Origin of the sequence: Kutzneria kofuensis, from assembly GCF_014203355.1 — a bacterium.
GTDB classification, from domain to species: domain Bacteria; phylum Actinomycetota; class Actinomycetes; order Mycobacteriales; family Pseudonocardiaceae; genus Kutzneria; species Kutzneria kofuensis.
The window spans coordinates 452,877-477,524 of the sequence record NZ_JACHIR010000003.1; the positions used below are offsets into that span (position 1 = coordinate 452,877).

The 24,648-nt window shown below is 72.0% G+C and carries 24 protein-coding genes; 11 read left to right on the plus strand and 13 right to left on the minus strand.

The annotated features are described in order from the left end of the window. The first annotated feature begins 9 nt into the window (after positions 1–9). On the plus strand, positions 10–870 hold the full coding sequence (gene dapA / locus BJ998_RS44180) for a 4-hydroxy-tetrahydrodipicolinate synthase (protein WP_246490115.1): 861 nt from the start codon (positions 10–12) through the stop codon (positions 868–870). 60 nt (positions 871–930) lie between these two features. Continuing rightward, entirely contained in the window at positions 931–1,371 is a 441-nt protein-coding gene (locus BJ998_RS44185; protein WP_184870139.1) for a phage tail tube protein, read from the plus strand. Here the strand turns inward: BJ998_RS44185 and BJ998_RS44190 are convergent, their stop codons facing one another. Then, positions 1,372–2,685, minus strand: a complete 1,314-nt coding sequence (locus BJ998_RS44190) for an MATE family efflux transporter (RefSeq protein ID WP_184870140.1) — start codon at positions 2,683–2,685, stop codon at positions 1,372–1,374. Between the two features lie 69 nt (positions 2,686–2,754). Here BJ998_RS44190 and BJ998_RS44195 point away from each other — a divergent pair, with 69 nt between their 5' ends. Continuing rightward, the gene (locus BJ998_RS44195; protein ID WP_184870141.1) at positions 2,755–3,276 is read left to right on the plus strand and encodes a CGNR zinc finger domain-containing protein; all 522 of its coding nucleotides are present in this window, start codon (positions 2,755–2,757) and stop codon (positions 3,274–3,276) included. Here the strand turns inward: BJ998_RS44195 and BJ998_RS44200 are convergent. Then, entirely contained in the window at positions 3,273–4,535 is a 1,263-nt protein-coding gene (locus BJ998_RS44200) for a hypothetical protein (protein ID WP_184870142.1), read from the minus strand. The genes BJ998_RS44195 and BJ998_RS44200 overlap by 4 nt on opposite strands. Positions 4,536–4,855: 320 nt before the next feature. On the opposite strand from BJ998_RS44200, the gene BJ998_RS44205 reads away from it, so the two are divergent. After that, on the plus strand, positions 4,856–5,620 hold the full coding sequence (locus BJ998_RS44205; protein WP_184870143.1) for a class I SAM-dependent methyltransferase: 765 nt from the start codon (positions 4,856–4,858) through the stop codon (positions 5,618–5,620). A gap of 134 nt (positions 5,621–5,754) precedes the next feature. Here the strand turns inward: BJ998_RS44205 and BJ998_RS44210 are convergent, their stop codons facing one another. From BJ998_RS44210 to BJ998_RS44225, 4 genes are all read right to left on the minus strand, one after another. After that, entirely contained in the window at positions 5,755–6,921 is a 1,167-nt protein-coding gene (locus tag BJ998_RS44210; RefSeq protein ID WP_184870144.1) for an SPFH domain-containing protein, read from the minus strand. Next, complete coding sequence (locus tag BJ998_RS44215; RefSeq protein WP_184870145.1) at positions 6,921–7,352, minus strand: NfeD family protein; 432 nt, start codon at positions 7,350–7,352, stop codon at positions 6,921–6,923. The genes BJ998_RS44210 and BJ998_RS44215 overlap by 1 nt, the downstream gene beginning before the upstream one ends. A 67-nt stretch (positions 7,353–7,419) precedes the next feature. Then, on the minus strand, positions 7,420–8,226 hold the full coding sequence (locus BJ998_RS44220) for a DUF3097 domain-containing protein (RefSeq protein WP_184870146.1): 807 nt from the start codon (positions 8,224–8,226) through the stop codon (positions 7,420–7,422). 11 nt (positions 8,227–8,237) lie between these two features. After that, the gene (locus tag BJ998_RS44225; protein WP_184870147.1) at positions 8,238–9,083 is read right to left on the minus strand and encodes an acyl-CoA thioester hydrolase/BAAT C-terminal domain-containing protein; all 846 of its coding nucleotides are present in this window, start codon (positions 9,081–9,083) and stop codon (positions 8,238–8,240) included. Between the two features lie 103 nt (positions 9,084–9,186). Here BJ998_RS44225 and BJ998_RS49465 point away from each other — a divergent pair, with 103 nt between their 5' ends. Beyond that, positions 9,187–10,341 (plus strand): bifunctional transcriptional activator/DNA repair enzyme AdaA, encoded by a 1,155-nt coding sequence (locus tag BJ998_RS49465; protein WP_184870148.1) that lies wholly within the window; start codon positions 9,187–9,189, stop codon positions 10,339–10,341. On the opposite strand, the gene BJ998_RS44235 is transcribed toward BJ998_RS49465, so the two are convergent. Beyond that, a complete protein-coding gene (locus tag BJ998_RS44235) occupies positions 10,284–11,057 on the minus strand; it encodes an isocitrate lyase/PEP mutase family protein (RefSeq protein ID WP_184870149.1) in 774 nt (257 codons plus the stop codon). The two genes, BJ998_RS49465 and BJ998_RS44235, sit on opposite strands and share 58 nt — an antisense overlap. Positions 11,058–11,083: 26 nt before the next feature. Then, positions 11,084–11,626, minus strand: coding sequence for a TetR/AcrR family transcriptional regulator (locus tag BJ998_RS44240; RefSeq protein WP_184870150.1), 543 nt, complete (start codon positions 11,624–11,626; stop codon positions 11,084–11,086). 42 nt (positions 11,627–11,668) lie between these two features. On the opposite strand from BJ998_RS44240, the gene BJ998_RS44245 reads away from it, so the two are divergent. The 3 genes from BJ998_RS44245 to BJ998_RS44255 all read left to right on the plus strand — a co-directional run bounded on the left by BJ998_RS44245 (position 11,669) and on the right by BJ998_RS44255 (position 18,100). Beyond that, a complete protein-coding gene (locus tag BJ998_RS44245) occupies positions 11,669–12,139 on the plus strand; it encodes a GNAT family N-acetyltransferase (RefSeq protein ID WP_184870151.1) in 471 nt (156 codons plus the stop codon). A gap of 67 nt (positions 12,140–12,206) precedes the next feature. Continuing rightward, on the plus strand, positions 12,207–15,050 hold the full coding sequence (locus tag BJ998_RS44250) for a GH92 family glycosyl hydrolase (RefSeq protein ID WP_184870152.1): 2,844 nt from the start codon (positions 12,207–12,209) through the stop codon (positions 15,048–15,050). Between the two features lie 11 nt (positions 15,051–15,061). Beyond that, the gene (locus BJ998_RS44255) at positions 15,062–18,100 is read left to right on the plus strand and encodes an AfsR/SARP family transcriptional regulator (protein ID WP_184870153.1); all 3,039 of its coding nucleotides are present in this window, start codon (positions 15,062–15,064) and stop codon (positions 18,098–18,100) included. A gap of 39 nt (positions 18,101–18,139) precedes the next feature. On the opposite strand, the gene BJ998_RS44260 is transcribed toward BJ998_RS44255, so the two are convergent. Further along, on the minus strand, positions 18,140–19,108 hold the full coding sequence (locus BJ998_RS44260; RefSeq protein ID WP_312890678.1) for an aldo/keto reductase: 969 nt from the start codon (positions 19,106–19,108) through the stop codon (positions 18,140–18,142). Positions 19,109–19,267: 159 nt separating this feature from the next. Then, positions 19,268–19,771, minus strand: coding sequence for a GNAT family N-acetyltransferase (locus tag BJ998_RS44265; RefSeq protein WP_184870155.1), 504 nt, complete (start codon positions 19,769–19,771; stop codon positions 19,268–19,270). Between the two features lie 86 nt (positions 19,772–19,857). Here BJ998_RS44265 and BJ998_RS44270 point away from each other — a divergent pair, with 86 nt between their 5' ends. From BJ998_RS44270 to BJ998_RS44280, 3 genes are read left to right on the plus strand one after another with little or no spacing between them, the layout of a single operon-like run. Then, entirely contained in the window at positions 19,858–20,433 is a 576-nt protein-coding gene (locus BJ998_RS44270) for an ArsR/SmtB family transcription factor (RefSeq protein ID WP_184870156.1), read from the plus strand. Beyond that, positions 20,430–21,113 carry an SRPBCC family protein gene (locus BJ998_RS44275; protein WP_184870157.1) on the plus strand — a complete coding sequence of 228 codons (684 nt, stop codon included), beginning with the start codon at positions 20,430–20,432 and terminating at the stop codon, positions 21,111–21,113. The genes BJ998_RS44270 and BJ998_RS44275 overlap by 4 nt, the downstream gene beginning before the upstream one ends. Before the next feature lie 13 nt (positions 21,114–21,126). After that, positions 21,127–21,882, plus strand: coding sequence for an SDR family NAD(P)-dependent oxidoreductase (locus tag BJ998_RS44280; RefSeq protein ID WP_184870158.1), 756 nt, complete (start codon positions 21,127–21,129; stop codon positions 21,880–21,882). Here the strand turns inward: BJ998_RS44280 and BJ998_RS44285 are convergent. From BJ998_RS44285 to BJ998_RS44295, 3 genes are read right to left on the minus strand one after another with little or no spacing between them, the layout of a single operon-like run. Next, positions 21,879–22,742, minus strand: coding sequence for an alpha/beta fold hydrolase (locus tag BJ998_RS44285; protein ID WP_184870159.1), 864 nt, complete (start codon positions 22,740–22,742; stop codon positions 21,879–21,881). The genes BJ998_RS44280 and BJ998_RS44285 overlap by 4 nt on opposite strands. A gap of 57 nt (positions 22,743–22,799) precedes the next feature. After that, entirely contained in the window at positions 22,800–23,108 is a 309-nt protein-coding gene (locus BJ998_RS44290) for a PASTA domain-containing protein (protein ID WP_184870160.1), read from the minus strand. A gap of 58 nt (positions 23,109–23,166) precedes the next feature. Next, positions 23,167–24,588, minus strand: a complete 1,422-nt coding sequence (locus BJ998_RS44295) for an aminotransferase-like domain-containing protein (RefSeq protein ID WP_184870306.1) — start codon at positions 24,586–24,588, stop codon at positions 23,167–23,169. Positions 24,589–24,648: the final 60 nt, after the last annotated feature.

The following is a 24,648-nucleotide window of genomic DNA, read 5'->3' on the forward strand; positions in this document are numbered from 1 at the left end:
CTGAACAGCATGGAAGGCATCCTCGTCCCCCTGATCACGCCGTTCGCCGCTGACGGCAGCATCGCCACCGACGCGCTCGCGGCGCTGGCCGACGACGTCCTCACGCAGGGCGCAGCCGGCATCGTCGCGCTGGGCACCACGGCGGAGGCCTTCGCCCTCGACGCCGACGAGAAGCGCATCGTCCTCGACATCTGCGCGCAGGCCTGCGCCGACCACGGCGCCTCCCTCATCGTTGGCGCCGGCAGCAACGACACCCGCTCCAGCGCCACAGCCCTCGCCGAACATCCGCACGTCGACGCCGCGCTCGTGCCCGTGCCGTACTACGTGCGCCCTGGCGAGGCCGGCGTCCTCGCTCACTTCACCCGGCTCGCCGCCGACACCCCCGTGCCGCTGCTCGTCTACCACGTGCCGCACCGCACGGCCCAGCCGCTCAGCGCCGCCACCCTGCTGACGCTCAGCCGGATTCCCGACATCGTCGGGGCCAAGGTCGCCAGCGGCATGACCGAGGACGCCGTCGCGCTGCTCGGCGACTGCCCGCCGGACTTCGCCGTCTTCGCCGGCGACGACACGTACCTGTCGCCCATGCTCGCCCTCGGCGCACGCGGCGGCATCACCGCCTCCGCGCACCTGGCCACCGCGCAGTTCGCCCGGCTCGTGTCGGCTTGGCACAAGGGCGACATGGCCACCGCCCGCCCGCTCGGCCACACCCTGGCCCGGCTGGCGACCGCCCTGTTCGCCGAGCCCAACCCGACCGTGCTCAAGGGCGTGCTGCATGCCCAGGGCCGCATCCCCACCCCGGACGTGCGCCTGCCCCTGCTGCCCGCGAGCCCGGAGTCCGTTGCCGCCGCGCTGACCGAGGCAACCGAATAGCCCTGTCGAAGCGTTCACTTCCCAGCGATCGATCCCATGTGCGACACAAGGGGAAACATCATGCGACGCAGAGAAGTGATCGTCGGCCTGTTAGGCGTCACCATGCTGATGGGCGCGTCCGCCGCGGCGGCCCAGCCGGTGTCCGCCTACACGCTGACGTTGTACCCGAGCGAAGTGCGGCCGGGCGGCGAGATCCGGGTCGAACTGCAGTCGCAGGACGTCCTCGACCCCTGCGGCGGGATGGCGACCTCGCCCGGTTTCGTCGCTCCCATCGAGCTGCAGCTCAGCTCGCACACCGTGCACAGCGGCACCGGTCAGGTGATCACGAAGCCCGGCGTCTACCAGGTGACGGTGTCGTGCCCGCCGGGCGGCTCGGTGACCCAGACCTTCACCATCACCGGTGGACCGTCGACCACACCGAAGCCGCCGGCCACCGCGCCGCGGCCGAAGCGCGTGACACCGGTCGGAGCGCCGGAGACCGGGGGCGGCGGCACCGCCTGATCAGCGCACGGCCCCCAGCACCGCCCAACGGCCCGAGCGCAGGCGCAGCACGCCGTTGGCGAGGCGGATCAGCAGGAACACTGTCAGGGCGGACCAGATGCCGACCAGTCCCCAGTGCAGGCTCAACGACGCCCACACCACCGGCAGGAAGCCGAACACTGCGGCGCAGGCGTTGCCGGTGCGCAGGAACTTCGCGTCGCCGGCGCCGAGCAGCACGCCGTCCAGCACGAACACGATGCCGCCGACGGGTTGCAGGGCGACGAAGAACCACCACGCCTTGGGCATCTGGGACAGCACCGCGGCGTCGGTGGTGAAGGCGTGCGGCAGGACGCCGGACAACGCGGCGAACAGCGCGGACAGGGCGATGCCGAAGACGAGGCCGCAGCCGGTGACCTGCCAGGCGACGCGGTAGGCCCGGTCGCGGTCGTCGGCGCCGAGGGCGGAGCCGACCAGGGCCTGCGCGGCGACCGCGAGGGCGTCGAGCACGTACGCCAGGAACATCCACAGCTGGAACACGACCTGGTGCGCCCCGACAGCCGCGGCGGAGGTGTGCGCGGCGACGGCCGTGGCCGACACCCAGCACGCCTGGAACGCCAGGCCGAGCAGCGCCAGGTCACGGCCGTAGGTCAGCTGCGCGCGCAGCTGGGACGGCACCGGCCTGAGCGACACCCCCTCGGCCCGCAGCGCCCGCACGAACAGGCTCGCCGAGATCAGCTGCGCGACGACGTTGGCGATCGCCGAGCCGTTCAGGCCCCACCCGAGGCCGTGCACGAGCACCGGACACAGCACCGCCGAGATGCCGTTGCCCGCCAGCACGAACCACAGCGGCCGACGCATGTCCTGCACGCCGCGCAGCCACCCGTTGCCGGCCATGGTGACCAGCACCAGCGGCGCGCCGAACAGCGCGATCCGCAGCCATCCCACGGCGGCCGCGGCGGACCGCGCGTCGCCGGCGAGCAGCCTCGCGATCGGCTCGGCCAGCAGCTGCCCGACCACGAGTAGCAGCAGCCCGGCGATCACGGCGAACCACGTCGCCTGCACGCCCTCGGCCACCGCGTCGGCCCGCCGCCCGGCGCCGTGCAGGCGGGCCGAGCGCGCGGTGGTGCCGAAGCTCAGGAACGTCATCTGCTGGCCGATCTGCGCCAACACGATCGCGCCGACCGACAGCCCGGCCAGCTGCGCCGCTCCCAGGTGGCCCACCACCGCGGTGTCCACGAGCAGGTAGAGCGGTTCGGCGGCGAGCACGCCCAGCGCCGGCACGGCCAGCGTCAACAGCTGCCGTAACTGCGACGACCGTTCGGTCGACAGCGCCATGCGCCCCTCCGGTAATGAGCCATATCCGCTTTCATCCCTGACGGCGGGAGCCTACGGTAAGGTGCGCTCGTGGACAATGCCGCTTACCTCGACGTCGCGCTGCGGCTGGCCAACGCCGACCTGACCGAGGTCGACGGGCTGCGCGAGGCCCTGTACGAGGAACCGTGGTGGGCCGACCGCGTGCACGAGGCCGACCTGCGCGCGCTGCGCCCGGTCGCCGACGGCCTGCGCCGCACGCTGGCCGCGGCCGTCGCCGCCGACCGGGCGGCCGTCCAGAAGGAAGCCAACGCACTGCTGGCCGCGCACCCGCTACGCCCGCAGCTGTCCTCCGGCCACAGTGAGAAGGAGAACTGGCACGTGCACGTGGCCGACCCCGGCCAGCCGCCGGCCACCGAGGTCGCCGCCGCCGCGTCGTGGGGCATCGCGCAGGGCATCGTCCACTACGGACTGGAGCGCTGGGGACGCTGCGCCGCCGAGGACTGCGGCAAGTTCTTCCTGGACACCTCGACCAACCGCGCCAAGCGGTTCTGCTCGGCCCGCTGCGCCAACCGCGTGCACGTGGCGGCGTTCCGTTCCCGCAAGCGCGACTAGAGGCCGCGCTTGGTCAGCTCGTCCAGCAGCTGCCGGTCGGCGACGTGGCGGCCCTTCACGCCGTCGAGGTAGGAGTTGAACGCGTCCTGCCGGCCGGTCCGCGTGAACAGCGTCCGCAGTTGCGCCAGCAACTCCACCACCAGTGCCTCGTTGTGGGCGTGAGTGTCGTCATCCAGCGCCTGCTCCACCAAACCTCGGTACACCGCGATCGCGTCGCCGGGGTGATCGGCCGACCGCACGCGCGCCAACTCCGCCCACACCTCGTCGGTGCAGCCGTGCGCCACGGCGGTCTGCCACGCCGCCTCCGGCTGGTCGTCGTGGATGAGCACCCGCACCAGCACGGAGTTCACGGCCACATCCGAGGCTCCCTCGGCCAGCCGCCGCACGACGGCGTCACGATGCTCCGGCCAGCTGCCGGCGTGCTCGGCGACGGTGCGCAGCCGCAGGTAGGTCTCCATCGCCGGCTGGTTGCTGAAGATCCGCATCCGCATCGCGACCGCCCGGTCGAACCAGCCCATCCGCACGCACTCGTCCACGGCGACGTCCACCAGCCGCGAGGCCACTCCGCGCCAGCCGCTGGCCGACAGCCCGCGGCCGACCCACTCCAGCACCTGCTCGGACCGCCCGGCCTCCTGCAGCAGTGTCGCGATCCGCAGGTAGTGCCAGCCCGAGGACAGGTCCTTGGCCAGCGCCGCCACCTGCAAGTCGACATCGCCCAGATGGTCGGCGAGATCCTCGGTCACCCGCAGCACCGCCCACCGGTGCCGGTCGAACACCGGCCGCTGCGCGAACTCCAGCACCGGCAGCGGCGCGCACAGCGACTCCACCGCCTCCCGATACGCCGCCAGCCCTGCCGAGCCCAACGCGCCGGCGTAGTCGGTCAACCGGACCTGCGGCCCCTCCGGGTGCTCCACCTGTAACGACAGCAGCCACCGGGCCAGCCGCAACGGGTCACCCTGGTGCAGCCGGCAAGCCGTGGCATGCGCGGCCAACGCCCGATCGGCCAGCCCCCGCAACACCGGAACCCGCTCGGGCAGCCGCGCCAGCGCCGAGGCCAACGCCTCCACGACGTACTCGGCGAGCTCCACCGCGTCGGTGGCCTTGGCCGCGCGGACCAGGCCCTCCAGCGCCGACACAACGTCGGCCAGCGCATGCCCCGGATCGTCACTGCCCGTGAGCGCGGCCTCTACGGCGACGCGGGTGCGCACCGCGTCCCCGACCTCCTCCGCCCCCGGACCACCGGGTTGGCCGCTGATCACCGAACAATCAAACCCCACATCACACGACAGGTGAACGCAGTCGAACCGTTCGGAGCAGTCCGGTCACCGGGCGGACGCGAAACAGCGCGGCGCGTGACCGACCGTGGCCGCCACCCGCGCGGCCGCCCACCGAATTGGCGGGCACCCTTCGATAGCACGTGTGCGCCGATCGTGACGCGTATTTCACGTCCGGAAGAACCGTCAATTGTTGCCGTCCGGTCACGATGGTGAAGCGCATGCAACCATTTTCACCCTTATCACTCGTCCGGAGCAGTGCGGCGGCATATCGGTAACTCTAGGGTTGTTCCATGCATATTCACGTGGATTACGACGAGGGGCTGCACGCAGTCTACGAACGAGGACGCGCGCTGCCGCCCAAGACTGTCGTCACGTGGATGACCGCGCTGGAGCGCAACGCATCTGAGCGCCGCCCGCTGACCGTGCTCGACCTGGGTTCCGGAACCGGTCGGTTCAGCGATGCGCTGGCCGACACCTTCGGCGGCCCCGTCTACGGCGTGGAGCCCTCGGCCCGTATGCGCGAGGTCGCGGCGGCCGCGCACCCGCACCCCGCCGTGACCTATCTGGACGGTCGCGCCGAATCGATCCCATTACCGGACAACAGCTGCGATTTGTCCGTAATGTTCCTGGTCCTGCACCACATCGAGCACCGCATGCTGGGCGTGAAGGAGCTGGCCCGGGTGCTCAAGCCGGGCGCCCGGCTGTGCGTGCACAGCGGGTTCTCCGGCCAGATGCACGACCACGTCTGGTACCGCTACTTCCCGCGCGCCCGCGAGGTCGACGACATGGTCTTCCCCCGGCTCGACGAGGTCATCGCCCAGTTCGCCGAGGCCGGCCTCGGCTACGTCGGGCTCGACCAGGTCGACCAGCAGGTGGCCGCCAGCCTGCCCGCCTATTTCGAGCGATTTCGACACCGTTCCTTTTCCACCCTGCAACATATGTCGGAAGAGGAGATCGCCGAGGGCATGGCCGCGATGCAGGAGGCCGCCCGGCGGGCCGAAGGGGCGCCGCCGGAGCCGGTAATCCAAACGGCGGACCTCCTCGTCCTGGAGCGTCTCGACGCGTAGTCGGACACCCACGGTCGGTGTGGCGGAAATCTCGGTAATGCTTTGCAGACCGGCCGGGCGGGCGAGCCTCGGCCGGAAATCATGGAAATGTGGAAGCCCCCGAACCCGACCGGGTCCGGGGGCTTCGGTCCGCCTCAGGAACGCGGGCCGTCCGACAACTCCGTGTAACCGCCGTGCGGCTCCGGCGGGTCGGCGGTGATCTCCGCGGCCGCCCGCTCGGCGGCCCGCACCGCCTGCGTGGCCTCCGTCGGCTGCGGCGGGTCGAACCAGTTGGCCACCGACTCGTCCATCTCCTCGGCCGCGGGCGCGGCCGGCTCCGCCGCCGGCGGCTCGTAGCGGAACACCCCGTCCTCGCCGGGCGCGCCCAGCAGCCGGGCGAAACCCTCCAGCGCCTTGCTGTAGTCGGTCGGCACCAGCCACACCTTGTTGGCGTCGCCCTGCGCCATCTGCGGCAGCGTCTGCAGGTACTGGTAGGCCAGCACCTCCGGCGTCGGCCGGCCCGCCTTGATCGCCGCGAACACCTTCTCGATCGCCTTGGCCTGGCCCTGGGCCTGCAGGAAACGGGCCGCCCGCTCGCCCTCCGCGCGCAGGATCCGGGACTGCCGGTCGGCCTCGGCGGCCAGGATCGCCGCCTGCTTGGCGCCCTCGGCCGCCAGGATCTGGCCCTGCTTCTGGCCCTCGGCCGTCTTGATCGCCGACTCCCGCTGGCCCTCGGCGGTCAGGATCATCGCGCGCTTCTCCCGGTCGGCGCGCATCTGCTTCTCCATCGAGTCCTGGATGGACGGCGGCGGGTCGATCGCCTTCAGCTCGACCCGGGCCACCCGGATGCCCCACCGGCCGGTCGCCTCGTCCAGCACCCCGCGCAGCTGGTTGTTGATCGAGTCACGGGAGGTCAGCGTCTGCTCCAGGCTCATGCCGCCGACCACGTTGCGCAGCGTCGTGGTGGTCAGCTGCTCCACGCCGACGATGTAGTTGGAGATCTCGTAGACCGCCGCCCGCGGGTCGGTCACCTGGAAGTACACGACGGTGTCGATGGAGACCGTCAGGTTGTCCTCGGTGATCACCGGCTGCGGCGGGAAGGACACCACCTGCTCCCGCAGGTCGATCCGGGCCCGCACCCGGTCCAGGAACGGCATCAGCAGCTTCGGGCCCGGCGTGGCGGTGGTCCGGTACCGGCCCAGCCGCTCGATCACCGCCGCCTGCGCCTGCGGGATGATCAGCACGGACTTCACCGCGATCGTCAACACCACCAGGATGATGACGATCACGACGATGATCGTGGTCACTGTCGCTGCCTCCATCAGTTCTCCGCCCACACGATTGCCGTCGCTCCCGAGATGTCCATGACGATCACCTGCCGGCCCGGCTCCAACCGCTGCGTCGGCTCGAACGCCCGAGCCGACCACACCTCACCATTGATGCGCACCCGGCCGTCGTGCTCGTCGACCGTCGACAGCACCACCGCCTGCACGCCCTTGAGCGCCTGCACGTTGGTGCTCAGGTGCTCGTGACCCGACATCAGCCGGCTGCGCAGAATCGGCCGTACGGCGAAGATCCCCACCAGCGCCGTGGCCGCGAAGACGATCGCGTCGACGACAAGGCTGCCGCCGATCACGTCGGCCAGCGCGGCCGCCAGCCCCGCGACGCCCAGCATCACGAGGACGAAGTCCCCGGACACCACCTCGGCGAGCACCAGCGCGACGCCGAACAGGAGCCACAACAGAGCGGCCATACCCCCATCGTGGCAGAACCGGGCCGCCGCCATCGGGCGACCACCCCGCACGTGACACGCGTGTGACCTACACCGGTTCCGTGACGAAGTCGATCAACCGCTCGACCGCCCCCAGCAGCGGCGTCTCCAGGTCGCGGAAGCCGTGCACGCCGGCCAGCACCCGCCGCCAGCCCTCGGTCGGGTCGCCCCAGCCGAGCGCCTCGCAGACGCCCTCCTTCCACGGCACCCCGCGCGGCACCACCGGCCACGCCCGGATGCCGACCGAGGCCGGCTTCACCGCCTGCCAGATGTCGACGTAGGGATGGCCGGTCACCAGCACGTTGTCGTCCCGGATCGACGAGACCAGCCGGGATTCCTTGGAACCTTCGACCAGGTGGTCCACCAGCACGCCCAGCCGCCGGTTCGGGGCGGTGCCGAACTCCTCGATCCGCCCGGCCAGCACGTCCACACCGTCCAGCGGCTCCACCACGACACCCTCGACCCGCAGGTCGTGCCCCCACACGCGCTCCACCAGCGTCGCGTCGTGCAGGCCCTCCACCCAGATCCGGCTGTCCCGGGCCGTGCGGGCCCGCAGGCCCTCGACCTTCACCGACCCGGACGCCGACATTTGGCGCTGGGGCGGCTCGGCCTTCGGCCGGACCAGCGTCACCGGCTCGCCGTCGATCAGGAAGCCGGCCGGTGTCAGCGGGAACAGCCGGTGCCGGCCGTGCCGGTCCTCCAGCACCACGTGGCCCGACTCGAACCGGACGACCGCGCCGCAGAACCCGGACGCCGGGTCCTCCACGACCACGCCCGGTTCGGCCACGACCTCGGGGATCTGCCTGCGCTTCTTCGGTCCGGCCAGCACGTCGCGGCCGTAGTCGTGGGAACGCACAGCGCCGGACCCTATCGGGTGACGCCGATGTTCTCGTGGAGGAACTCCAGCGTGGCGGACCACGCGGCGGCCCGCGCCTTGGTGTTGATCTCCGGCGTGCCGCCCATCTCGAACCGCACGCCCGGCCCCGGCGCCAGCGTGTCGGTGTAGGGCTGCCCGGGCGGGCCGTTGAGCGGGTGGCCCGCGCCCTCGTAGATCCGCAGCTCGACGTTGTCCGCGTCGTCAGCGGCGGCCTGGCTGTATTCGACCGTTGGCCAGTTCTGGTCGTCGCTGCCGCAGAGCATCAGCACCGGGCCGCCGATCCGTTCCACCGGGATCCGGTACGGGGTCACGTCTTCCGGCACGTCCGGGAACGCCAGCCGCAGTCGCACCGGCTCGTCGTTCGCCACCTGCTCCCGCAGTTCGTCGCGGATCTCGTACGGCAGGTAGTCCAGCGGCTTGCGGCGCAGCGTCCACGACGCCGCCGGTGTGGCGAGAATGTCCAGCAGCGACCCGGCCCGATAGTCGATGCCCTGCGTGATGAGCCCGCCGCCGGCCACGCTGACCACCGCGCCGACCCGGTCGTCGTGGGCGGCGACCAGCAGCGCCGCCTCGCCGCCGCGCGAACCGCCGACGATGCCGATCTTGCCCGCGGCGAACGAGGCGATCTTGTCCACGGCGGCGAAGAAGTACTCCAGCGGGATGTCCACCAGCCCCGGCGGCAGCGTCGGCGCGCCGAAGTAGGCCAGTGCCAGCACGTTGTAGCCCTCGGCGTGCAGCGCCCGCGCGTCGCGTTCGTGCAGGCCGCCCTCGGCGCCGCCGAGCAGCAGCACACCGGGCGCGGACACGGGCTGGGTGAGGAGCACGCTCTCGGTCACCGGTCGAGTGTCCCGGGCCGGGCAGCCAACCCATCATCGGGCCCGCACGGCCAGGTCCGAAAACGGCTGGACCCCGATCGGGTCACGCGCCGAGCATGGGCCGGTGACCACGTACTCCGCCGTCCGCACGACCGGCATCTACTGCCGGCCCGGCTGCGGCGCCAAGCCCCTCGCGGAGAACGTCCGCACGTTCGAACTGGCCGCCTCGGCCGAGGCGGCCGGCTACCGGGCTTGCCTGCGGTGCCGGCCGTACCGCGTGGCGGGCACGGTCCCCGACGACGCGCCCGAGCTGGTGTGCCGGGCGGTGCAGTTGATCATCAATGGTCTGCTGGACGAGGCCAACGAGGACGCGGTCGGGGCCCGGCTGGGCATCTCGGCCCGGCACCTGCGCCGGCTGTTCGCCGACCACCTGGGCGTCACGCCGGACGGGTTCGCGCGGTCCAGGCGGGCGCACTTCGCCCGGCGGCTGCTCGACGACACCGACCTGAGCATCGCGGAGGTGGCGTTCGCCTCGGGGTTCGGCAGCCTGCGCCAGTTCAACCGGGCGATGCGTGAGGTGTTCCGGGCCGCGCCGAGCGACCTGCGGGCCCGCCGCCGTCGGGCGGACCGGCTGGTCGCCGACGGCGGCCTGCCGCTGCGGATGCCGTTCAGTCCTGGGTACGACTGGACGGCGATGCTGGCGCACCTCAGGGCCGACGCGGTGCCGGGCGTGGAGTCCGTCGTGGACGACACGTACCGGCGGACGATCACCCTCGACGGCGACCCGGGCATGTTGGAGATCGGGCCCGCCGGGCAGGACCACCTGCTGCTGCGCGCCCATCTCCCGTACTGGGAGGGCGTGATCCACGTGGTGGAGCGCGCGGCCCGGCTGGTCGGCATCGACCAGGACGCCGATGACCGGACGCCGGGCGCCTGGGCGCCGCTGGAGATCGCCGTCAACGCGGTCGCGGACGACGTCGCCGACCTGGTCCGCCGGCACGGCACGCCGGTCGACGGACTGGGCCATGGGCTGACCCACGCCTTTCCCGCCGCGGCGGTGCTCGCCGACGAGCCGGGGATCGTCGGCGAGCTGGCCCGGGCGGTGCTGGCCGACAAGATCCGGCTGGACTGGGCGGAGCCGCGGGACGACCTGCTCGCCGCGCTGGCCGCCGTCGGCGTGCCGGGGCCGGCGGCGAACAGGATCGCCTGGCGGCTGGGTGTTCACCGCAGCAAGTCGTTGAGCTCCCCGTACGCCATCGCCGCGCCCAGCGACTCGTAGGTGCCGGCGGTCAGCAGCTCGCGCGCCGCCGCGGCCGCCAGCCCGTAGGCGGCCTGGGCGATCCCGGTGCCGACGCTGATCCGCGCCACGCCCAGCGCCGCCAGCTCGGCCACGGTCGGCGCGCCGGGATGGGCCATGACGTTGAGCGGCAACGGGCCGTCGACCAGCACCTTGATCACCGCCGGGTCGACCACGCCCGGCACGAACAGCACGTCCGCCCCGGCCGCGGCGTAGCGCTCCGCACGGGCCAGCGTCTCGTCCACACTGCGCGAGCCCATCAGGAACGTGTCGGTCCGGGCATTGATCACCAGGTCGCCGGCCGCTCGCGCCGCGGCGAGCCGATCAACCTGCGCCTCGACATCCAGCACAGTTCCATCGGCACTGTCCTCGATGTTCACGCCGAGCGCCCCGATCGACGCCACCTCCGCGACCGTCCAGGCGACTTCCTCGGGCGTGTCGCCGTAGCCGCCTTCGATGTCGGCCGTCACCGGCACGGTGACGGCCTGCACGATCCGGCGCAGCGCCTCCAGCGCAACACTCCTGTTCATGCCGCCCGCGTCGGGCACACCCCTCGACCACGACACCCCGCCGCTCGTGGTCGCGATCGCCTGCGCGCCGGCGGCCTGGATCGCGGCCGCGGACGCCGGATCCCAGGCGTTGGGCAGCACCAGCGGAGTCGGCAGCGCGCGCAGCGCGTTCTCGTTCTTTCCTGACATGCGACCAGGATTTCCGACCGGGACGCTCAGGTCTGGCCATATCCGGTCATGATCGACCGGACCGCTGCCGTGGTCCGGTCGACGTCGCCGGTGGCGAGCAGATCCAGCAAGGCGCCGCGCAGCACCGCCAGCACGAGCGTCCGCTGCGCCTCGGCCTCGGCGGTGTCGTGGACCGGCTGGGCGTCGGCGAGGACCTTGAGCCAGTCCTCGACCGTCGTACGGGCGAACTCCGCCCACGGCCCGTCCGGCGCGACCAGGGAACGGCTGTACCCCTCCAGCCACAGCGTCAGCAGCGCCCGGTGCTCAGGGGCGGCCAGCCACGACCACACCGTGGCGGCGACCTCGGACAGGCCGCCGCCACGGGCCCGCTCCAGCAGCACGAGCTGGTCGGCGCGGGCACGGGCCAGCAGCTCGCGGACCAGGCCGTCCTTGCTGCCGAACAGGAACAGCAGCACCCGCGGGCTGGAGCCGATCGCGGCGGCCAGCGGGCGCAGCGACAGGTCGGCGAGCCCGTGTTCCAGCGCGTAGGCGTAGGCCTGGCGCAGGAGATCGTCGCGTCGGTCGGACATGACGGCTATCCTACTGAAACACTCGTTTCAGTGGAGGCCCCCATGGTGGTGATCCGATCAGCCGACCAGCCCGGCGACCTGGGCTGGATGGTGCAGGCGCACGGCGAGCTCTACGCCGCGGAGTACGGCTGGGACAGCAGCTTCGAGCGGCTGGTCGCCGGCATCGTCGGCGAGTTCGACCCGAAGCGGGACGCCGGCTGGATCGCCGAGCTGGACGGCCGCCGGGTCGGCTGCGTGCTGTGCGTCGCCGGCGATGACGGCGAGGCGGTGCTGCGCATCCTGCTGGTGCACCCGGACGGCCGCGGCCAAGGCATCGGCGGCCGGCTGGTCGACACCTGCCTCGAGCACGCCCGCGCGCGTGGCTGCCGGGTCATACGGCTGTGGACCAACGACTGCCTGGACGCCGCACGGCGCATCTACCTGAGCCGTGGCTTCGGCCTCGTCGACGAGCAGCCGCACCACAGCTTCGGCGCTGACTTGATCGGACAGACCTACCGCCTGACTCTTGTCTAGACCAATCAAGTGCCCGTACCGTCCCGCCGACCCCGTGTGACATCGATGTCAGCGAAGGCGGTAACGGATGAGACCCCCTGCTCTCGTCGTTTCGGTCCTGATGGCCCTGTCGGTGCTGGTCGGCGTGCCCGCCGCGGCGGCCGCCGACCCGGTCGGCTCGGTCAACCCGTTCATCGGCACCCAGAACAACCCGAACGCCAGCTACCCGCCGTTCGGCAAGGGCTACGGCAACACCTTCCCGGGCGCGACCACACCGTTCGGCATGGTCCAGTTCAGCCCGGACACCTACAACACCGCCTCCGGCGCGGACAACTGGGGCGGCTACGAGTACCCGGCCGACCAGATCCGCGGCTTCAGCCTCACCCACCTCGACGGCACCGGCTGCGAGGGCTCGTTCGGCTTCCACGACCTGCCGTTCATGCCCTACACCGGCAGCCTCAACGGCAACGGTTCCCTGCCGTCCTCCCCCGCCACCAACGCCGCCGCCTACCGCTCCGGCTTCAGCCACAGCACCGAATCCGCCAGCCCCGGCCGGTACGGCGTGACGTTGGCCAACGGCGCCAAGGTGGAGCTCACCGCGACCGCCCGCACCGGCATGGCCCGGTTCACCTTCCCCGCCGGCAAGCCCGCCACCGTGCTGATCAACGCCGGCGGCTCGGCCAACGGCACCAGCGCCTCGTCGGTGTCGATCAGCGGCAACATCGTCACCGGGTCCGCCCGCACCACCGGCACCTGCGGCGGCGGCAGCTACACCGTGTACTTCTCGGCGACGTTCGACCAGGCCGTCAGCAACTACGGCACCTGGAACGGCGGCACCGTCACCGCCCGCGGGGCCTCGGCGTCGGGAACGAACACCGGCACCTACCTGACCTTCCCGGCCGGTTCCACCGTCACCGTCCGGGTTGGACTGTCCTATGTGCGCACGTCCAACGCCGCCGCCAACGTCGCCGCGGAGAATGCGTCGGCCGGCTTCGACACCGTCGCGTCGAACGCCGCGAACACCTGGGCGGCCAAGCTCGGCGCCGTCCGCACCGCCGGCGGGTCCGCCACCCAGCAGACCGTGTTCTACACGGCGCTCTACCACGCGTTGCTGCACCCGAACGTCTTCGACGACAGCAACGGCGAATACCTCGGCATGGACGGCAAGACGCACACCGTCGCCGCCGGGCACCACCAGTACGCCAACTTCTCCGGCTGGGACGTCTACCGCTCCGAGGTCCAGCTGATCACCCTGCTGTTCCCGAGCGTCGGCTCCGACATGGCCCAGTCCCTGGTCAACGACGCCTCGCAGGCCGGGAGTTGGTACAACTGGCCGTACGCCAACGTGCCGGTCAACATCATGAACGGCGACTCGCTGCAGTCGGTGGTCTCCAGCATCTACTCCTTCGGCGGCACCGGATTCGACGCCGCCGGCGCGCTGTCGAGCATGGTCGCCACCCAGTCCCTGCCGGCGACCCGCACCATCCGCGGCGGCCTGTACGAATACGCCGGCGCCGGCTACATCCCGCGCGGCACCGGCAACGTGTGGGGCCCGGCGGCCACGACGCTGGAGTACGCCATCGACGACTTCGGCATCGCGCAGCTGGCCGGCCGGCTCGGCGACACCGCCGACCACACCGCCTTCATGCAGCGGGCCCAGAACTGGCAGAACCTGTTCAGCCCGGCCACGAAGTCGATCACGCCCCGCTACCAGAACGGGCAGTTCGCCACCGACTACAACCTCAACTCCGACAACAACGACCAGTACGTGGAGGGCACCGGCACCCAGTACAGCTGGATGGTGCCGCAGAACGTCGCCGCGCTGGTGGCCAAGATGGGCGGCAACGCGGCCGTGAGCAGCCGGCTCGACACGTTCTTCAGCCAGCTCAACGCCGGCGTGGTCAACGGCGCCTACGCGTGGCTGACCAACGAGCCGACCATCGGCACGCCCTACCTGTACGACTTCGTCGGCGCGCCGAGCAAGACACAGGCGCTGGTCCGGCGGGTGCTGAGCAGCCTGTTCAGCAACGCCCCCACCGGGCTGCAGGGCAACGACGACCTCGGCGAGCTGTCCGCCAGCTACGTCTGGGGCGCGCTGGGCATGTATCCGTCAATCACCGGACGGGCCGAGCTGGTGCTGGCCAGCCCGATCTTCACCCAGGCCGTGATCACCCGGGACAACGGCCGCGTGATCACCGTCAACGCGCCGGCTTCGTCGGCCGGAAACCAGTACGTGTCGGCGCTGGCGGTCAACGGCGTCGGGCAGTCCCGGACGTGGCTGCCGGAGTCGTTCGTGGCCAACGGCGGCACCGTCGACTTCACGATGACCGGCTCGCCCACCTCGTGGGGCACCGGCGCCGCCGACGCGCCGCCGTCGTTCTCCGACGGGCAGAACGGCTTCAACAACATCGGCACCTCCAACGACGGCAGCGCGAACACCGCCAACCTCGACTCGTCCGGGCACAGCTACTCCGCCCAGGCCCTGGCCGCGGCGGGGATCCAGCCCGGCGGGACCGTCAGCGCCAACGGGATGAGCTTCACCTGGCCGTCCGCGGCGGCGGGCAAGCCTAACAACTGGCTGGTCAACGGCCAGGTGATCGACCTCGGCGGCCGGTCGGCCAGCCGCATCTCGTTCCTCGGCTCGGCCAGCAACGGACCGGCCACCGGCACGGCGACCGTCACCTACACCGACGGCAGCACCTCGTCGGTGTCGATCACCATGACGGACTGGGCCGTCGGCACTCCCCAGTCGGGCAACACCATCGCGGCGACCATCGCGCACTGGAACGCCGTCGACGGCTCCACCCTGCGGACCTACGTCTTCGCCACCACACCCGTGGCACTCACCGTGGGCAAGCAGGTGCGCAGCGTCACACTGCCGGCGTCCACCAACCAGGGATGCATGCATATTTTCGCGGTGTCGGCGGCCTGAATAATGGATCAATGCGGTTCGGTGTCCTCGGCTCGACTCTGATGTGGTCCGCCGACGGGGAGCAGGTCTCCGTCGGCGGACCACGGGTGCGGACCCTGCTCACGTGGCTGCTGCTGGACGCCGGCCAGATCGTCACGACCGACCGGCTCATCGACGGCCTGTACGGGGAGGACCCGCCGGCCAACGCCACCAACGCGCTGCAGGCGCAGGTGTCGCGGCTGCGGCGGGCGCTGCCCGGCGAGGTCGAGTTCCACCCCGCCGGCTACCGGCTGGCCGTCGGCTGGCACGAGATCGACGCGCACATGTTCGCCCGCCTCGCCGCCGACGGCCGGCACGCCCTGGCCGGCGGCGACCACCAGCGGGCGGCCAAGCTGCTGCGGGAGGCGCTGCGGCTGTGGCGGGGGCCGGCGCTGTCCGACGCGCCGCTGGCCGAGGCCGAGGCGTCCCGGCTCGAAGAGCTGCGGATGACCGCCACCGAGGACCTGTTCGAGGCCGAGCTCGCCGCCGGCGAAAACCCGAGCGTCGTCGCCGAGCTGCGGCAGCTCATCGCCCGCAACCCGCTGCGGGAGCGGCCGCGGGCGCTGCTCATGCGGGCCCTCTACGCCGCCGGGCGGCAGGCCGAGGCGCTGGAGGTGTTCGAGGAGGCCCGCACGCTGCTGGCCGACGAGCTCGGCACCGACCCGTCGCCGGAACTGACCGAGACGCACATGGCCGTGCTGCGGTCGGAGGCCGGTCCGAAGACGCGGCGGCGTGGGCTGCCCGCCCAGCTGACCAGCTTCGTCGGCCGCGCCGAGGAGCGCGACTACGTCGCCGCCCTGCTCGGCACATGCCGGCTCGTGACGCTGCTCGGGCCGGGCGGCGCCGGCAAGACCCGGCTGGCCGTGGAGGCCGCCGGCACCCTCGACGGTGAGATCTGCTTCGTCGACCTCGCCGCGCTGGCCGAGGACGACGAGGTCGCGCACGCCGTCGTCGCCGCTCTGGGGCTGCGTGACGCCGGCGTGTTCTCCGCCGCCCCCACCGGCGACATCGTCGACCGTCTCACCACGGCACTGGCGGACCGGCCCGTGCTGCTGCTCATGGACAACTGCGAGCACGTGATCGCCGACACCGCGCTGCTCGTGCACGAACTGCTAGCCGCCTGCCCGCGACTGCGCGTGCTGGCCACCAGCCGCGAGGCGCTGGGCATCACCGGCGAGACGATCCACCCCGTCAGCCGGCTCAGCGCCGAGGCCGCCCGCAAGCTGTTCGCCGACCGTGCTCAGGCCGTGCGGCGGGATTTCGTCCTGGACGAGCGGCTCGTCGACCGGATCTGCGCCGGTCTGGACGGGTTGCCGCTGGCCATCGAGCTGGCCGCCGCGCGGCTGCGCACCCTGTCGTTGGCCGACATCGACGCGCGGCTGGACGACCGGTTCCGGCTGCTGTCCCGCGGCGACCGCACCAAGGCGCAGCGGCACCAGACCCTGCACGCCGTCGTCGACTGGAGCTGGGACCTGCTCAGCCCCGACGAGCAGGCCGTCGCGCGACGGCTGACCGTGTTCACCGGCGGCGCGAGCCTGGCCGCCGCCGAACGCGTGTGCGGGCTGCCCGACACCATCGACCTGCTCGCCGACCTCGTCGACAAGTCGCTCATCGAGGTCGCCGACGGCCGCTACCGGATGCTCGACACCATCCGCGCCTTCTGCGCCGGGCACCTCGCCGCGTCCGGCGAGGAGGACGCCGTCCGCGACGCGCACCTGGCGTACTTCCTGGAGCTGGTGCAGACCGCCGAGCCGCATCTCCGTGGCGAGGAGCAGCTGAGTTGGCTGGCGCTGCTCAACACTGAGCACGCCAACATCCTCGCCGCGCTGCGCCGGGCCGTGCACACAGCGCCGCTGACCGCGCTGCTGCTGGCCGGTGAGCTCGCGTCGTACTGGTACCTGCGGGGGCTGCGGGCCGAGGTCGCGCCCATCGCCACCGAACTGCTCGACAAGATCGGCACCACACCGCCGCCCGAGCTGTCCGAGGAGTACGTGCTCTGCGTGCTCAACGCCGTGCTCGTGCACGGCGCCGAGACCCCGTGGCTGCTGCCGCACATGGCCGCCGCCCGCGCCATCGTCTTCGCGCAGACCACCACGCCGCGGCTGCCGGCCATCGTCGTGCTGTGGGCGCTGACCGCCGGGCCGCTCGACGTGCCCGACGACCGCCCGTCCGAGAGCTACTTCGACGATTCCGACTGGCTGCAGGCGCTTCGGCACTTCTCCATCGGCTGGAACGGCCTGTTCACCGGGAACGTGCCGATGGCCCGGGAAGGCTTCGAGCAGTCCCTCGCCGGCTACCGCGCCGTCGGCGACCGGTGGGGCATGTCCAACGCCGTCGACGCGCTGGCCATGCTCGCCCACTGGCGTGGCGAGTTCGACGAGGCGCTGCGGCTGACCGATGAGGCCATCGAGCTCGTGTCGCAGTTGGAGGCCATGGAGGACATGGCCGACCTCACCTGCCGGCGCGCGGCCCGGCGGCTGCACTCCGGCGACCTTGCCGGCGCGCAGGAGGACTACGCCCGCGCCGAGATCCTCGCCCGGCGCACCGGCATTCCCGAGACCATCGCCAACGCCCAACGGGGTCTCGGCGACATCGCCCGGCTGCAGGGCCGGCGCGACGACGCCCGTCGCTACTACGAGCTCGCCCTGGCCGGCAGCCGGGCCGACACGGTTGGCGCTTCCGGCGTTCGGACCGCTGTGCTCGTCGGGCTCGCCCACCTTGCCGAGGGCGACCCCGAGCGGATCCGCGAGTTGCACGCCCAGGTCCGGGCCACCGCCCAGGGCCTGCACCTCGTCGCCGCCGAGATCGCCGAGGGCCTCGCCAGCCTGTTCGTCCTGGAAGGCGACGGCACCCAGGCCGCTCTCATGCTCGGCGCCTCCGTCGTCGTCCGTGGCACCGAGGCCGTCGGCGACACCGAGGTCGCCCGCACCATCGCCGGCGCCCGTGACCTCATCGGTGACGACTTCGACGCCGCCTACCGCCGTGGGCTCTCCCTCTCCCGGCCGGAGGCGCTGTCACTGGCCGGGATCTGACTGCCATCACGGTGATCTCGGGCGCAGGTGGGGCCGGGGTCAGGCGGCGTCGTCGAGGCGGCGCTGCAACTCGTCGTCCAGCTCCAGTTCCAGGGCGCCGAGGCACTCGTCGAGCTGGCTCACCGAGCTGACGCCGAGCACGGGCAGCACGGGCGGGTCGGAGCGCAGCAACCAGGCGAGGACAACCTGGTTCGGGGTGGCGCCGAGCTCCTTCGCGACATCGGCGAGCACGGCGAGGCGGCGGTGGCTGTCGGGGTGGTCGTACTGCTCGGGCAAGGGGCGGTCGGGACGGGTGTAGGCGCCGGAGAGCAGCACGGAGTAGCCGAGCACGGTCAGGTCCGGTTCCTCGCGGGCGTAGTCGAGCAACTCCGCGCTGATGTGCGGGTTCGAGCCGAACTCGGCGCCGGGCCGGGGCCGCAGGTAGGTGTGCCGCTGCTGGACGCAGGTGAAGCCGGGCAGGCCGGCGGCCCGGGCGATCTGCCGGGCGGTGGCGAGCCGCCAGGCGGCGTGGTTGCTGCACCCGGTTACCCGGACCAGGCCGTCGGTGACCAAGGAGGCGAAAGTAGCGACGGTGTCGTCCAACGAGGTGCGACGGTCCTCGATGTGGGCGTAGTAGACGTCGAGGTGATCGGTGCCCAGGCGACGCATGCTGGCTACGGCCTGGGTCCGCACGACGTCGTGGGACAGCCCTTCGGCGTGCTCGGGCCAGGCCGCGCCGGGCGGGTCGGGCAGCGCGCCGACCTTGGTGGCCAGCACGACCCGGTCTCGGACCCGCCGGGACGCGAGCCACCGACCCAACAGGGCCTCGCTCTCCACGCCGGTCCCGCCGGGCACCCAGAACGAGTAGGTGTTGGCGGTGTCGATGAATGTGCCACCGGCCTCGATGAACCGGTCGAGGACGGCGAAGGCCCGCTGTTCGTCGACGGTCGTGCCGAAGTACATGGTGCCCAGGCACAGCGTGCTCACACCGAGCCCGGCACCGCCGTCGGACAGTGTCCTCTGCTCCACATCCACCTCGTCAGCTGTTTGGTCCGCGGCGACAGCGCGGGCAGGGCGACTCACGACCAGAAACGGCCGCCCCATGCCTACTACACCAACCTCGCTGGCGGGTTCGAGATCGACAAAGAGTCGCCGCCCCGCCTCTGCCCGGATCATCTCGGCGGTGATTCAGACCCGGGAGAACGGGTCCGCGTAGGTGAAGGCGCCTCGAAGCGACGGGCTGTACGCAGTGAGGGGGCGGACCTGGAAGTGGGGCTGCCAAGCCGGAACGGGCGGCTGGATGCCGTACGCGGAGCTGAGGCGGAAGCCGAAGCGGTGGTAGTAGGCGGGACTGCCGAGCAGGGCGACGAGGGGCTCGGAGAGGGCGTCGGCGGCGCCGAGGACGGCGTGCATGAGGGCGCTGCCGACACCACGGGCGTGGTGGTCGGGATGGACGCTGAGAGGGCCGAGACCGAGGACGGGAGCGGAGTCGACGTGGCCGCGGGTGGCGACGACGTGGCCGATGACGGCGCCGGATGAGTCGGTGGCGACCAGGGAAAGTGCTGGTAGCCAGCCTGGATCGGCCCGGAGCTCGTCGACGAGCCGGGGCTCGGCGGTGGACGGGGAGAACGCGGCGGCGGTGACGGCGCGGATGGCGTCGACGTCGGCCGGGGTCTCACGGCGGATCAGCACGGTGACAGATCTAACCAGCGGCGATGGTCGGGGCAACCGGATTACCGGCCTTGACAAATAAAGTTGTCAATGGGTTGGGTGGGGGCATGCGGGACGTGGAGGTGATCGCGGAGCCGGCGGCTGCGGTGGTGGCGCTGGACCCGGTGCGGGCGCGGCTGCTGGCGGAGCTGAGGGAGCCGGCATCGGCGGCGACGCTGGCGGCGAAGGTCAGCCTGACCAGGCAGAAGGTGAACTACCACCTGCGCCAGTTGGAGGCGCACGGCCTGGTGGAGGTCGCGGAGACGCGCACCTGGGGCGGCCTGACGGAGCGACTGCTGGTGGCGACGGCGGCGGGCTTCGTGATCGCGCCGGAGCCGCTGGGGGCGCCGGCCCGGGCCAACCCGCTCTCGGCGGCGTACCTGATCGCGCTCGCGGCACGGATGGTCCGCGAGGTCGGCCGCCTGGCCCGGCGGGCGGGCAGCGCCGGCAAGGCGGTGCCGGTGTTCGCGCTCGACACGGAGATCCGGTTCGCGACCCCGGCCGACCGCGCCGCGTTCGCCGACGAGCTCACCGCGGCGGTCTCTCGGGTCGCGGCGAAGTACCACGACGAGCAGGCGCCCGACGGCCGCTGGCAGCGGCTCGTCCTCGCCGTCCATCCCCGTCCGAAGGACGCCGACACATGAGTGCCGAAGAGATCGAGATACCGGCCGGCCCGGAGCAGGTCTGGGCGGCAATCACCACCGACAGCGGGGCGTGGTCGTTCCAGGTGGACGTCGACGGCGACACGGCGCGCTTCCACCGAGAGCCGTTCGCGCCGGACGCGACCGCGACGGTCACGGCGTGGGAGCCGCCGTACAGGTTCGCCTACGAGGATCCGACCTTCGCAACGGAGTACCTGGTGACGGCCCGCGATGACGGCAGCTGTGTGGTGCGGGTGGTGAGCAGCCTCCGCGTGCAAGGCGAGGGATGGGACGACATCGCGGAGGAAGCGGCCAAGGGCTGGCGGATGACGTTGCTGGTACTCCGTGTCTACGCCACGTACTTCGCGGGGCTGCCGGCGGCGCGAGTCGACCTCATGATGCCGGTCGACGCGCCGCCGTCGGCGCGAGCGGAGATCGGGGCGTTGCTCGCTGACTTCCCGATTCGCGCGGGAGTGGTTGAGCATCGCGGGCCGTACTTCACGCTGCTGCGCACGACCGAGCCAAGCCCCGGGATGTTCGCGATCTCCTGCTTCCCGATGGACGCCGTCACGCTCTCGGTCAACGTGACGGGACGGCTGTACGGCCCCGAAGCCGAGGCCGCCGCGGCCCGGGAACGTCCGCGTTGGCACGAGTGGCTGACCCGGCTGACCACAAGCATCTGAGAGGAGAACGGCCATGTTGCTGGCCGGAAAGAACGCCATTGTGTACGGAGCGGCAGGCGGGATCGGCACGGCGCTGTCGACGGCTTTCGCCCGAGAGGGAGCGAAGGTCCACGTCACGGGGCGGACGGCGAAGACCCTCGACGTGCTGGCGGAGCGGATCCGCGCCGAGGGTGGCCAGGCAGTACCCGCCGTCCTCGACGCGCTGGACGAAGATGCCGTCAACTCCCACGCCGACGCGGTCGCGGCGAAGGACGGCAGCGTGGACATCTCCGTCAGCGTCATCGACATCGCCGACCACCAGGGCACGCCACTGGTGGACATGGCGCTGGAGGACTTCGAACGGCCGATCCGCATCGCGGTGCGGTCGACGTTCCTCACCGCCCGCGCGGCGGCCCGGCACATGATCCGCCAGCGCTCGGGCGTGATCCTCACGTTCGGCGGTGACGGCGGCGGCGAACCGATCCGGGACTACTCGATCGGCGGGCTCCAGGTCGCGCTCAACGCCGTCGACTTCCTCCGCCGCCAACTGGCCGCCGAGCTCGGCCAGCACGGCATCCGCGTGCTCGGCCTGCACACCGGCGGCATCACCGAGGGCCTGCCCGACGACCTCCGCGAACCCGTCACCGAGATGATCGTCGGCAAGACGATGCTCAAGCGCGGGGCCACCTTCGCCGACGTCGGCAACGTCGCCGTGTTCGCCGCCTCCGACCTGGCCGCGTCGATGACGGCGACCTCGCTCAACATCACCTGCGGCGCGGTCAGCGATTAGAGCGTCCCGACGAGTTCGTCCAGCATGGCGTCCAGGGAGCCGACGCCGATCGACAGGTGTCCCTCGCCGGCCAGCAGGTGGGCGGTGACGCCGGGGATGTGCCCGGCGAGCCACTGGCCGTGCGAGAAGGGGACCATCAGGTCGGCGTCGCCGTGCCAGACGAAGGTCGGCACGGAGATCCGGGCCAGGTCGAAGCCCCACGGCTTGACGAAGGCGAGGTCGTCGTCGATCCAGCCGTCGGGCCCGGGGGCGAGCCCCTCGGCGAACTGGAAGGCGATGTCCTCACCCAGCTCGGCGGTCATCAGCGGCAGGTCGACCGGCGGCAGCAGGGTCTTCATGCCGTTGGCGACGGCCTCGGGATCACTGGTGAGCAGCGCGGGCCGCTCCCGGTCCATCCACGGCCGCAGCGCGTCCTCGCCCCGCATGGCCAGCCCGAACTCCTCGACGTTGGCCTCCCCCATGCCGGCCAGGAAGTCCACGGCGTCATGAGGCGCGCAGCCGGCGATGACCAGGGCGCCGGCGACGCGGTCGGGCAGACCGGCGGCGGTGGCCAGCGAGTGCGGCCCGCCGCCGGACCAGCCGGCGACGAGGCAGCGGGAGGCGTCCAGGTGGTCCAGCACGGCGGCCACGTCGGCGGCGACGTCGAACACCGACCGCCCGGCCTTGCGCGTGGACGCGCCGTAGCCGGGACGGGCGAGCGTCACCAGCCGCAGACCACGGGCGTGCACGGCCCGCTCGATGGCACGCACCGGCCGCGCCGCCCCGGGCGTGCCGTGGTGGAACACCAGCGGCGTGCCGGCGGCCGGACCGGTCACCACGATCTCCAACTCGCGGCCGCCGGAAACCTCGATGACTGTCATGCCACCACCCTGCCCCGAACGGCCGGCCGACGCCGCCCCGACTGACCGTTCAGGCAATCAGCACTTCTCCTCGCGCTTGACCACGGTGAGCGTCACGGTGTCGGCGGAGGTGATCTGAGCCCCGGCGGCGGGATCCTGCTTGCACACCTGCCAGTTGGCCGGCCACACCACCTTGCGGTGCCGGCCGGTGCCGTCGACGTACACGATGCGGGTGCCGAACGGCACGGCCTTGTTGGCGTCGAACGCGGTCTTGCCGACCAGGTCCGGCATCGCGTCGTGCGGCGTGACGGGCGCGGCGGCGGCCGGGACGGCAGTCAGCGGCAGCATCGCGAACACGGCGACCACGACAAATCGAGCTTTCCTCATGCGTCCGGCCTACCAGCACCCCGAGCCGCCCCGGAAGACCGCTCCACTCGGTCGTGCCTCAAACCACCAGGGCGTGCAATGCGGGCGCGGGCCCGATGGACGGGCGGTAGTCACGCCACGCGGCCGCGACCCGCTGCATGGCCAGGCTCAGCTCCGAGACCGGAGCGGTGAACGGGATCCGCAGAAACGAATTCCCGCCGCCGAGCGCGGTCCCGGGCAGAACGGCGACACCGTGTCGCAGCGCGACCTGCGCGAACGCCGACGCGTCGCCGGCCGGCAGCCGCACCCACAGGCACTGGCCGCCTTCCGCGCGTGCGAACGACCAGTCGGGCAGGAGTTTCCCCAGCTCGGCGCACAAGTGGTCATGCCGCACGCGGAGCTCGGCGACCCGGCCGGCGACGATCGAGTCGAGCCCCGGCAGCAGGTCGGCGACCGCGAGCTGCTCCAGCGCCGCGCAGCCCAGGTCGTGGATCGTCTTGAGCCGCCCGAGCTGCGCGATGTCGCCGGCCGCGCCCCGGATCCACCCGACCCGCAGACCGCCCCACAGCAGCTTGGTCACGGAGGCGACGGTCAGCACCGGCCCGTGCCCGTACGACGCCAGCCCCGGTGGCCGGACGCCGTCGAAGGACAGGTCGGCCAGCACCTCGTCGTCGATCAACACGGTGTCGGTGGCGGCCTCGACCAGCCGCCGCCGGGCCAGCCCGGACATGGTGGCGCCGGTCGGATTGTGGTTGGTGGCGTTGACGTACGCCAGCCGCGGTCGCGTCGAGGAGATCGCCGACGCCAGCTCGTCGGCGGCAACGGGAGTGACCACCGCGGCGGCGTGCCGGACCAGCTCCAAGGCGCCGGGATAGGTCGGCGCCTGCACCACCACGTGATCACCCGGCGCGAGGAACAGCTGGGTGATCAGCGACAGCGCCTGCTGGCCGCCGGTGGTCACCAGGATCTCGTCGGACGTCGTCGGCAGCCCGGAACGGCAGTAGCGGTCGGCGATCGCGGCCCGCAGCGCCGGCAACCCCAGCGGGTAGTAGCCGATGTCGCCGGTGGGCAGCCGTCCGATCGCCCGGCCCAGCGCCGAAGCCAGCTCGGGCGGCGGGTCCTGCGGCGCGGCGCAGGCCAGCGACATCACGTCGCCCATCGGCTCCAGGTAGTTCACGAACAGCGAGTTCACCGCCGGCACCGCGCTCGGCCGCACGCCGGCGAGCACGGCCGGCTTCACCCAGGTGCCGCGGCCCTGGTGTCGGTCGACCTTGCCGTCCTGGCGCAGCCGCTCGTACGCGGCGACGACCGTGCTCCGGCCGACGGCCAGCCGCTGCGCCAGCGTGCGGTCCGGCGGCAGCATCGCCCGGGGCGGCAGCTGCCCGGAGTCGATCAGCTGCCGCAGCCGCTCGGCCAGCAGCAGGTACAGCGGCCCCCGGCTGGCCGACCACCGGCCCAGCTGGGCCACGAGCCGGTCGACCGGCCACGGGATTGGCTCCATCACCAAACCAATCTAGCCGGGATTGGCGCTGTCCCCACACCGGAGACCCGAGCAGGCTCG

Excerpts from the sequence above, each read along its gene's own strand:
- dapA (WP_246490115.1), top strand. The coding sequence starts at position 10 with ATGGAAGGCATCCTCGTCCCCCTGATCACGCCGTTCGCCGCTGACGGC.
- BJ998_RS44185 (WP_184870139.1), top strand. The coding sequence starts at position 931 with ATGCGACGCAGAGAAGTGATCGTCGGCCTGTTAGGCGTCACCATGCTG.
- BJ998_RS44190 (WP_184870140.1), bottom strand. The coding sequence starts at position 2,685 with ATGGCGCTGTCGACCGAACGGTCGTCGCAGTTACGGCAGCTGTTGACG.
- BJ998_RS44210 (WP_184870144.1), bottom strand. The coding sequence starts at position 6,921 with ATGGAGGCAGCGACAGTGACCACGATCATCGTCGTGATCGTCATCATC.
- BJ998_RS44215 (WP_184870145.1), bottom strand. The coding sequence starts at position 7,352 with ATGGCCGCTCTGTTGTGGCTCCTGTTCGGCGTCGCGCTGGTGCTCGCC.
- BJ998_RS44235 (WP_184870149.1), bottom strand. The coding sequence starts at position 11,057 with ATGTCAGGAAAGAACGAGAACGCGCTGCGCGCGCTGCCGACTCCGCTG.
- BJ998_RS44240 (WP_184870150.1), bottom strand. The coding sequence starts at position 11,626 with ATGTCCGACCGACGCGACGATCTCCTGCGCCAGGCCTACGCCTACGCG.
- BJ998_RS44245 (WP_184870151.1), top strand. The coding sequence starts at position 11,669 with ATGGTGGTGATCCGATCAGCCGACCAGCCCGGCGACCTGGGCTGGATG.
- BJ998_RS44250 (WP_184870152.1), top strand. The coding sequence starts at position 12,207 with ATGAGACCCCCTGCTCTCGTCGTTTCGGTCCTGATGGCCCTGTCGGTG.
- BJ998_RS44255 (WP_184870153.1), top strand. The coding sequence starts at position 15,062 with ATGCGGTTCGGTGTCCTCGGCTCGACTCTGATGTGGTCCGCCGACGGG.
- BJ998_RS44270 (WP_184870156.1), top strand. The coding sequence starts at position 19,858 with ATGCGGGACGTGGAGGTGATCGCGGAGCCGGCGGCTGCGGTGGTGGCG.
- BJ998_RS44275 (WP_184870157.1), top strand. The coding sequence starts at position 20,430 with ATGAGTGCCGAAGAGATCGAGATACCGGCCGGCCCGGAGCAGGTCTGG.
- BJ998_RS44280 (WP_184870158.1), top strand. The coding sequence starts at position 21,127 with ATGTTGCTGGCCGGAAAGAACGCCATTGTGTACGGAGCGGCAGGCGGG.
- BJ998_RS44285 (WP_184870159.1), bottom strand. The coding sequence starts at position 22,742 with ATGACAGTCATCGAGGTTTCCGGCGGCCGCGAGTTGGAGATCGTGGTG.
- BJ998_RS44290 (WP_184870160.1), bottom strand. The coding sequence starts at position 23,108 with ATGAGGAAAGCTCGATTTGTCGTGGTCGCCGTGTTCGCGATGCTGCCG.
- BJ998_RS44295 (WP_184870306.1), bottom strand. The coding sequence starts at position 24,588 with ATGGAGCCAATCCCGTGGCCGGTCGACCGGCTCGTGGCCCAGCTGGGC.